5 protein-coding genes are annotated in these 9267 nt (G+C 65.6%); 3 read left to right on the top strand and 2 right to left on the bottom strand.

Annotated features, from left to right (window positions below):
- Positions 1-64: 64 nt before the first annotated feature.
- On the bottom strand, positions 65-4018 hold the full coding sequence (locus ACFV4N_RS18775; protein WP_499673812.1) for a P-loop NTPase: 3954 nt from the start codon (positions 4016-4018) through the stop codon (positions 65-67).
- Positions 4019-4189: 171 nt separating this feature from the next.
- Between ACFV4N_RS18775 and ACFV4N_RS18780 the strand changes: the two genes are divergently transcribed.
- Entirely contained in the window at positions 4190-5356 is a 1167-nt protein-coding gene (locus ACFV4N_RS18780) for a hypothetical protein (protein WP_499673813.1), read from the top strand.
- Entirely contained in the window at positions 5353-5763 is a 411-nt protein-coding gene (locus ACFV4N_RS18785; RefSeq protein ID WP_499673814.1) for a hypothetical protein, read from the top strand. The genes ACFV4N_RS18780 and ACFV4N_RS18785 overlap by 4 nt, the downstream gene beginning before the upstream one ends.
- 571 nt (positions 5764-6334) lie before the next feature.
- Here ACFV4N_RS18785 and ACFV4N_RS18790 read toward each other — a convergent pair.
- Complete coding sequence (locus ACFV4N_RS18790) at positions 6335-8323, bottom strand: hypothetical protein (RefSeq protein ID WP_499673815.1); 1989 nt, start codon at positions 8321-8323, stop codon at positions 6335-6337.
- A 317-nt stretch (positions 8324-8640) separates the two neighbouring features.
- On the opposite strand from ACFV4N_RS18790, the gene ACFV4N_RS18795 reads away from it, so the two are divergent.
- On the top strand, positions 8641-9267 hold a 627-nt coding region (locus ACFV4N_RS18795; RefSeq protein ID WP_499673816.1), incomplete at its 3' end, for a winged helix-turn-helix domain-containing protein.

Genomic DNA, 9267 nt, shown 5'->3' on the forward strand with positions numbered 1-9267 from the left:
TCAAGAGCTTCTGCGCTACAGGCACAGAAAAACCTGAAGCAAGAGCGGACATCGAAAACATACCTCAGTCGTTCATCCCCGATTCAAGTTGACGCTTCAGCCTGGCCATATCTTTCTCAAGCCAGTCGCGAACTCCTCGAAAGTCCTCCGCCAGATCTTCGTCCTCTTCATCAGCCAGCGCTTCGACTACCTTTTCCTTGAGCCGGACGAGCCCTGTCGAAGCCTCGTTACCGTAAGACCAGAACTTCGGGCGCATGGCACCGGCGATCTGTTGTCGGGTTGCGCCGGCCGCAGCTTGTCCCATCATCCTGGCGCGGTGCATCATGCGGCGTGCCAAGTTGGGTTGGCTCAGCGGCCAAGTCGCTTGTATGCGGAGCACCCCGGCCAGGGCGAGGAGCTCTTCACCGTTGAGGTGGTCGACCGCCGCGCAGAGGTGCTCCGCCTGCTTCGCCGTCACACCGGACATCACCAGGCCCGTGACAGCGACTGCTTTATCAGGGCTCTGCACAGCTGCGCCGACCAGCCAGCAGACCAGTTCTGCCGCCCCTACGTCGAAGGCGTCAGCCATTTCGCCGATCTTGGTGGGCAGGCGGTGGCCTTGCTCGTGCAGGTCTGAAAGGTGCTGCAAGACGAGCACAGGGTGCTTGCGGGCGATCGCGGTCGCAATCTGTTGTACGACGTAGTCGGACCAGTCCGTGCGGCTGATGAGCCTCAGCACGGCTGCAGCGGAAGCTTCGCCGAAGCCCGCACCCCAGCCCGCGCCGTCGTACCCGCATGCCTGCCCGAGCACGTCGGTGGCAAGGCCCGCCGAGATGTCGGAGGCCAATAAGAGTTCGGTGATCCGCACCGGGTCGACTCTCAGAAGTGGGTGGACCGCTATCAGGAATCGCTCCCGGACGGCTCGGTCCGGGTCGACCAGGCCGCGAATGCGGACCCGGACGAACGGTGCACCGCGGCCGACCCATGCCCCGCTGATGAACGCATCGGCGACCGCCAGGCGGATCTCGACGCGGTAGTTGGCGAGGTTGTCGAGCCAGGCCAGGACCGCACCTTGGTCCAGTCCCACCCAGGTGTTGAGCAGCCAACGCAGTTGCTGGTCCAGCGGTCCGGCTGTGTGGTCGACCACGGCCCGGACGAGATCGGCGGTCAGGTCAGGACGGGCTTGTGCGATCTGTGGAAGCAGGAACGGCGCCGTGGCACGCTCGATCCCGGTGGCTCCGACTTGGCGGAGCATCTCGTCGAGGGTGGTCACGATCCATGCCGGGTCGCCGCCAGCCACGAGGCGGTCGATGACCCGATCCGCCAAGGTTTCGTACGCTGCTTCCCTCAGCGCGATGCGTTCCTGGATCCGCTGCTTGGAACCGGCCTGCCGCTGTTCCTCGGTAAGCCCTTCCCCCTCAGACTCTGCGGCTGCCCGTGCGGCGTGGAGCTGGTCCAGGGTGGGCACCGGAACACCCCGGCACGACAGGATTGCGGAGTCACCTCGTCCCAGTACGAGTTGGGCGAGGTCATCGTCGTTCTCGTCGAGTTCGGTGGCCAGGACGAGGGCGGCATGGCGGAGCGGGAGGGACAAAGCATGTTCCGCCGGCCAGGTCACCGCTCGTCGGATGAGTCGTCGGACAACAGAGCCGTCGGTGCCTCGCGCTGCCTCCGTCAGCACCGCAATGGTGCTCAGATCGTCGTCTTCCCAGGCCAGCACCTCTTCGTCGGTGACCGAGCGGCCGTACCCCGGCTGAGGGGCTCGCAGCGCGTGTTCGAGCAGTTCGACCGCAGCACCGGCGCGACGCAGATCATTCCCCGAGGCTTCGCGGCACAGGATGCAGCGGATCCGATCGCGGATCGGCCGGGCCCAGCTCGGCAAGACCAGGAACGTGTTGAACCTGAAGGTGTTTTGGTTCTCCTGAACGGTGCGGTGACCATCCTTGGCCAGCAGCGACTTGAGCACGAACAACGGCGTGGCCGCATCGCGGTCTTCAAGAGGTGAAGCGAGCCAGGCTTCCACGCGGTCCAGGATGCGGTTGGGGAAGGACTCGTCGGGCAGTCGGCCGAGGTTGGCGAGTCGTTCGGTGATGACGCGTTCTGGGTGGTCGGGGTCCCGGTAGGCCGGCCGTCGATCGGAGCGCCGCAACGCCCACAACGCGTCAAGCGCGGTTTCGAGCAGTTCTGGCGCGTTGGCTGCACACCTTCCGTACTGCTCGGCGAGAACGCGGAGCACCCTCCAGACCCTGGATCGGTCGTCCACGAGTGGGCCAAGACGTGCTCGCACAGCTTCCAGCGCCTCGATCAGCACCCGGGGCTGCGTGGCGGTCAGCCCGCCGAGCCTGGCAATGATCCGGTGGAGTCCGCCGAGGTCCGCTTCGAGCAGTTCCGCGCGAATGGCTCTCCAGACCGGCGAGAAGACAGCTGGACCACCCTGCTGGGTGAGTCGCCAGTCCAATTCAGCGAGTTCGTTCACGAGCCGACCACCGTATCGCGGGCCGAACTCCTGCCACAGCTCTCGAACGAAGCCGGTGTCGTACCGGCCAACAGCCGTCTCGCGTTCGAGGACAGCGTCGGCGAGGACGTCCGGAGTGACCCGGGTGCCCCCGTACCGGTTGACCAGCACACCGCGATCACGCAACTGCTCGACCAGCCGGAGTACGGAAACGACGCCGAGACCGCAGAAGCCAGCGATCTGCGTGCGCAGGTCCTCGTCATTGTCGTCCACGGATCCCAGGGCGGCGTATACGGCGAGCAGACGCCGGGCAGGGTTGTCGTCGACGCCGTCGAGGGCCAACTCCTGATACCGGTTCAAGACCTGTTGACGCAGTTCGGTGTCGACCGAGAGCGGTGCGGTCAACTCTCCACGGCGGATCAGGTTCGCCGCCACTACCGCCACGTAAGGACTGTCGACCGCCTGCTCGGTGAAGTACTCGCGGATCCCCCAGGAGAGCCCGAGGCCGTCAGTCAACGACTCCACCAGCGATCGCGCTTCCGGCTTCGCCAGTTCTCCCACCTCGATGTGAGCGACCTGAGTCGAGGCGAACCGGGCGGTCGTGATCTGCGAGCGGATGGCGGACGTGCCGCTGGGGCGTGCTGCCAGGACGAGTTGGGTTCCAGTGACCTTGCGGGCGTAGGTCAGGAGCGGGGCGATCCCCTCCTGGTACTGATGGGCATCGTCGACTACGACTACAGCTGGCTCGTGGGGAAGTTCCGCCAACGCCGCAGTGTCCAGGAGTGCACCTGGTGACAGGAAAACCACCGGCACGTCGAGGTTGTCCTGCTGGAAACAGGTAAACGCCTCGACCAGCAGCCTGCTCTTGCCCCTCCCGCCCGGACCGGTGATGAGGACCACCATAGGCCGGTCTTCACCTCTGTTCAAGGCGACGGCGAGCTGCTCCAGCTCAACACTCCGCCCAACCCCGGGTGCCAGGTCGTTGAGCACCACGCCCGGGTTCGTCCGGTCTGCGGCGAAGGTGTCAAGGCTAAGGAACGCGTCCTCACCAGGCATACGGAGCAACAACTTGCGCTGCGGCACCCCCCACGTCGCGTCCAGGACGTCGCGCCGCTTGTGCAGCGGGAGATCGTCGAGCAGCCGCCCCAGACCGCGCCGGTCCAGCACCTGCCAGCGCGGGTGCCTGGCGATCTCCGCACGGACCAGGCTGGACGCTTCACAGGAAAGCACCAGGTAGTACTCATCGGCGGTGAAAGTGCACGCGGCGACTGCCTTGCGCACCTCGGCGGCCGTGAAGTCGTCGTAGCGCTTGCACTGCCAGGCAGCCGTCGCACCGTCGTCGAACGTGCCTTCGAAATCGATGCCGTCCTGCTTGTCACCGGGTCGCCCCCAGCGCTCCACGCGTGCGACCTTCCGCACCGGAGGGGCGCAGAACCGGTGGGCGCTCAACAGACGCTCGGTGAAGTCCTCGAACTGGCCGGCCGTCAACGACGGTGTGGGAACCAGCGTCGGGTTTTTGCCCGGCAACGACGAGTCGCGCCCGACATCACCGTCGCCGGAGGCAGCACTGGAGCGGTCGGTCACCTGCGAAAGCGTACGTGTCACCCCTGACAGCACAGCAGCCGTCGCTGCATGACGAGAGCACACAGTCAAGCAAATTGCACCATACGGGTGGTTCATCAGTGACCATATGGCGGAATGAACACGGAGTGTTAGCTTTCTGAGGTGACGTCAGAGGGCTCTACACCAGGCGAGGTGCAGGAACCGGCCTCAGTACCTTCCGGTGACTCTCCGGAGCCGTCCGACACCTTCGCGTACTTCTCGCTCGACGGTTTCAGGTTCAACGCCCCTGGGATGCCGGTCGACGCGGCCCAAGAAGTGAAGGTCTTCCACGACGCGGTCCTCCAGGCGGCCAGGCAGCACTGGCTCGATGCCAACCCTGGGCGCAGCCGGGTCCCCGCGGGCTTCATCGAAGCGTTCGACCTGCGCCTCACCGGCGTGCGTGCCGGAAGCGCCCGGCCGCAACTACTGCTGCACCGTCCTCCCTCAGTGGACGACATCGACTGGGCGGAGTGGGAACGCTCCTATGCGGCCGGGCGCGACGTCGTCGCGGACGCGTTTCGCGACGTCGCCCGTGACGGCCATCCGCCCCGCTCGGCATCGCCTCAACTGCTCGCACAGCTGCGCAGGGTCGGGGCCACCTTGCGCGACGACGAGCGGATCGTTCTGGGTGCCCCGGAGGAGACCGGGGTCAGGGTCGTCGTCGACGCGGTGGTCAGGGCCACCTTCCAGACCCTGGCCACCGCTCCTCAAACCGAGTACAGCGAGATCGCCCTCGAAGGCGTCATCGTGCAGTACGACGGTCCATCGAGGAGCTTCCGCCTCAACACCCTCAACGGCAGCGCCGTGTGCAACCTCGACAGTGGTGACGCGGACCTGGCGGCTCGTGCGCGTGACCTGCTGGCGCTCGACGGCATCACCGCCCCGGATGTCGTGGTGATCGGCGAGACGTCGGACCCGTCGAGCAAGAACCCGAGGATCACCGGGCTGCGTAGCATCGAGGTGGTCCGCACCGTCGCCGCAAAGATCCTCCACCAACAACTGGCCGCTGTGGCAGCCCTGGAACCGGGGTGGCTCGGTCCTCACAGCGCGGCCCCACCGGCCGACTCCGTGCAACGGGTCGAAGCGCTCATCCCCCGCATCGCCACCGTGGACCCGCCGGTGTCGATCGTCTCGAACATCGACGGCGCCATCGTCCTCGAAACCGTGCGCGACGCGGTGGAACTGTCCGTGGCGATCGAGCCGAGCGGCGAGATCTTTCTATGCGCCGACCACGTCGACACCGAGCAGCTGGACGGCCAACAGACCGACTACGACGAGGACCGGATCGACGTCTTCCTGCGGACGGGAAGGATCGCATGAGCGAAGTGCCCGAGGACGCGGTGCTCACCACCGCCACCGAACTCCTCTACCGACAGGTGCACCCCACTCAGATGCCGAACGGCACGATGTCCAGCGAGGCGTTCAACCCGAGCGCGCGGGACAAGGACCTGCTCTCGACACTACGAGAACACGTGGGCCCGGAAGAGGCCTACCGACGGTGGACCGAGACCAACGGCTTCCTGTCGGTCGGCACCTACGCCGTTTCGGTAGGAGAGGTCGACGACCAGGGCCTGCAGGCCATAGACGACGCGGCGACGACCGAACCCGACCACGCGTCGATCGACTACACATCGGCACAGGGCAAGAGCGAGCGCAAGAGGCGCAGCCGCAAACTACGCGACGCCGCAGTGGCCCGGGGCTGTCTGCACCGCCCTCATTCCCCCTGACCAGGAGCGCGTTCCGATCCCAACTCGACGCGGGAGCAGCGACTCGCGTCTTGTAGTCGAGCAGTCGAGCGCAGGTCCTTGGAAGGGTGTTTTGTCAGCGACTTCGAGTTCTAATGGCTTCGACAGGCGAACATCGGTAGTTCATACTATTATTCAATACTGAAGTTATGAAGACAGTTAAGTATATCATCCTCTCAATCTTGATCGGTGCTATATCTGGCAGGTGATCAGAGTAGTGCTGCGCCGACACCCCGACCAGCGCAGTCGTCTCGTCCAGGATGCCGGGCAGGTCCCCGGCGGTGGCTAGGTGGGACCGGTTGACGATGTGCTCGAACACCGCCTGCTAGGACTGCTGCTCATTCAGCACAGACGCAAGGGTAGGTAAGCGTTGGGCGGAGTGCGCTGCCCGAGCCGAGCACGTCCGTAGGTATCCCCTGCCCAGTTCGTCCATCATGCTGCCAGGTCGAACACCGCGGTCGCTGGCACCGCGTCCTCCCTGGAATTGCGATCGGAGACGCCGACCTCGCCTGAAGCACCGGTGAGTCGACTCGATCAGGGCTACGAGCGGGTCTCAGGGCACTTCTGCGGTGGGACGCAGTTCGTCTTTGGACAGGACGAGGAGTCGCAGTCCTGCGGTGTCCGCCAGCTCGCGGGCCATTTTTTCGACCTCCTGGGGAATATTGTCGACTGCGGCAAGCAGATGGGTGTCGACGCCCAAGCGCGCGCTAACGGCGAAGTCGCGTTCGAGTTGTTGCCGGGTGAAGTCCCTGGCCTTGGCCTTGACCTCTCCCGCGAGGAATTCCTGAGCGTGGATGCCGAGGACATCGATCTCGTTGACGTTGCGGTCGGGGAAAGTCGCGAGGACGCCGCCCAGCATGTTGGTCTGCGGGTTCTTGGCTGTCAGGGCGGCGATCACCAGCAGGTGTGGCAGGACTCCTTGATCGCTTGCCAGGTCGATAAAGGTGTTCAGCCGGTAGTGCAGGGTGACGCCGTCGTGCCCCGCCGCGTAGGTGGTGGAGGCACGGCATCCTGGGCACGTCGCTTTACTGGCCACCGTCGGAAGCGACACGAAACTGCTCAGGCCGCATCGACCACAGTTGGTTTCGAATCCCCTCTCCGCCCACTCCATCGCGCACAACGACTCCAGCGCCCAAACTGGATCAGATGCCTTCCTGCCGATCCTGGCGATGAGCCCTGCGGCGCTGTCGTAGCGGCGTTCTCCTCGACCGCCCCACCGGGCGCCGTACGCCTGTATCTCGTCCTCGGGCCGTCCCTCGGCGCGCATCCGTTCCATCTGGCGCCTGTAGGCGCTGGAACGGGGTGTGGTCAGGTGGGTGACGGCCTCGTACACGCTGGGGCGCAATAGGACCGACAGGTCCGCTCCGTCAATGAGGGCGTCGGCGATCTTGCCCTTCTCCGACAACACCCACTCAGCGGTCTTCGCCTCGATGAGTGCGTGCGTGGCCTCCTCCAGCGACGGGACGGATACCTGCAGCCGGTAGGCGTTCATCGCATTGGTGGCGATCTGGACGCAGCCGTTCCGCCAGACCGCCTCGTTCACGATCCTCTTCGCGAGGACATCCTTCTGCGGGAACGCGTCGAACAGCGGGCTGCTCAGCCGCAGCAGGGTCCTGCCCCCGCCGGAGAATTCGATCGGCGAGGGGAACCGCAACTGAGCCCGTCCCTCGGTCGCGTAGGTCTCCACCTCGCGTTCCTCCCCGTACCGCCTCTCGAAGAGGAGGAGGTCCCGCAGTTCCAGGTTGACCCGGTAGTTGAACGGGGGGACGCGGGTCTCGTTGGGCCACTTGCGGCCGGTGCGCACCTTCTCCTCGGTGGGGTGGAGTCCAAGGATTTCCTCAGCCAGCCTGTGTAGTGCTTCGTCGGGGACAGAGATGCTGCAGATGCAGACATCCGGTGCGAACTCGTCGGGTCGGGCCAGTTGGTGGGCGAGGTCCCGCTGGAAGCCCACCCAGTTGTGGAGATCGTCGGCCGGGACGAGGATCATCGGGGAGGGGCAGAACTGCCTCGACCGCAGCACGCGGAAGTTCCAGAACCACAGGCAGTCGAGGTAGGAGTCCTTCGTGGTCACCCAGACCAGAGCCGGTATCGGCCAGAGCCCGCGCGCGGAGTTCTCGTAGAAGCTGTTGACGGTCTTGTCAAGGAAGGTCTCCCCTCGCAAGGACGCGCGAACGACCTGATCAGCGGTTGAGGGACGGCAAAAACCGATGGCTCCTTCGTGTTCCCGTTCGTGCTCGGCGGTGAAGTCTCCCGCAAGGACCGCCTGCCACAACGGGCCGCGCGCACAGGCCGTGATGCGGGCCTGCGTCGGATCGAACTCATCGGGCAGTGCCGAGGGATGCGTAGTGAACCGTGTGGGCCCACCACGATCAATATCACTCAGTCGGGTGACGGACAGGTTGAACGACTCGGCTACTGATGTCGCGTGGTCAGATCCGGCGTCAATGTTGACCAAACCTTCCACACCGGCGGTTTCCACGACTTGCCGCCACCAGCCGTCGACCGTCCCGTCACGACGCACCGGAACGATCGGCTCCGCCATCCCACCCCACCGCGTGGACGCCTCCTGAACCGCACGCCGCAGCCCCCGCCGACTACCAGCCCGGATCAGGTACGCGGCACGGGCAGGCAGCAGTTCCACCTTCACCGACGCGGGTCCGGAGTACCTTCCCGAAGACATGGGATCAGGATTCCACTCGAACCACGATAAGATCGGACGCCACACCCTGTCTCCACGGCGCGAATCCAGCTGATCATGCCCCGGCCTGGACGTCGCGTCGGGTTCGGCGGCCGATGGTTTCAACGACGCCGCTTGGGTTATTGAGTCGAAAGTGATCAGTTGCCTGCAGGTTGCTGCTCGTGGTCGAGGTCGGGGGTGCGCACCGGTTGTCTCCGGTGGAGCAGGGGTTGCCGCGGTTGCGGGTGGTCGCGGCGCTGAGGTCCGGGCAGGTTGAGGGCTACAAGCAGGCGGCGGAGGTATTCGGGGTCTCGGTGCGGTCGGTGGGCACCTGGTGGCGTGCCTATCAGCAGCGGGGCCGCGACGGCCTGGTGGTGCGCCGCGGACGGCGCCCGGGATCGGCCGAGCTGATCAGTCCCGAGGATTACGGCACCCTGTTCGCGGCGATGCCCGACTACACGCCCGAGGAGTTGTCAATCGACGGCCCGTTGTGGGCCCGCCAGGCCGTGGTCGAGCTGATCCGGCTGGTGGTCGGGGTCGACATGACCGAACAGGGTGTTGGGTTGTGGTTGCTTCGGCACGGTCTCACCCTGCAGCGCCCGGCGCGACGGGCCTACGAGCAGCAGCCCGCTGCGGTGCGGGCCTGGCTGGACGAGCAGTACCTGGCGATTGAGACCAGGGCGAAGGCCGAGGCGCGGCGATCACGTGGTTCGACCAGGGCGGGCTGCGCTCCGACCTCGCGCCGCTCGGCCGGTCCTAGGGGCTGTCCTCAAAGCCAGATGAGCAGGGTGGCCAGGTCGAGCATGCCC

The sequence above is a fragment of the Actinosynnema sp. NPDC059797 genome (genome assembly GCF_042732085.1).
Lineage (GTDB): Bacteria > Actinomycetota > Actinomycetes > Mycobacteriales > Pseudonocardiaceae > Actinosynnema.

What these genes read in the sequence shown, in the direction of transcription:
- ACFV4N_RS18785 (WP_499673814.1), top strand. Translation starts at nt 5,353, where the DNA reads ATGAGCGAAGTGCCCGAGGACGCGGTGCTCACCACCGCCACCGAACTC.
- ACFV4N_RS18790 (WP_499673815.1), bottom strand. Translation starts at nt 8,323, where the DNA reads ATGGCGGAGCCGATCGTTCCGGTGCGTCGTGACGGGACGGTCGACGGC.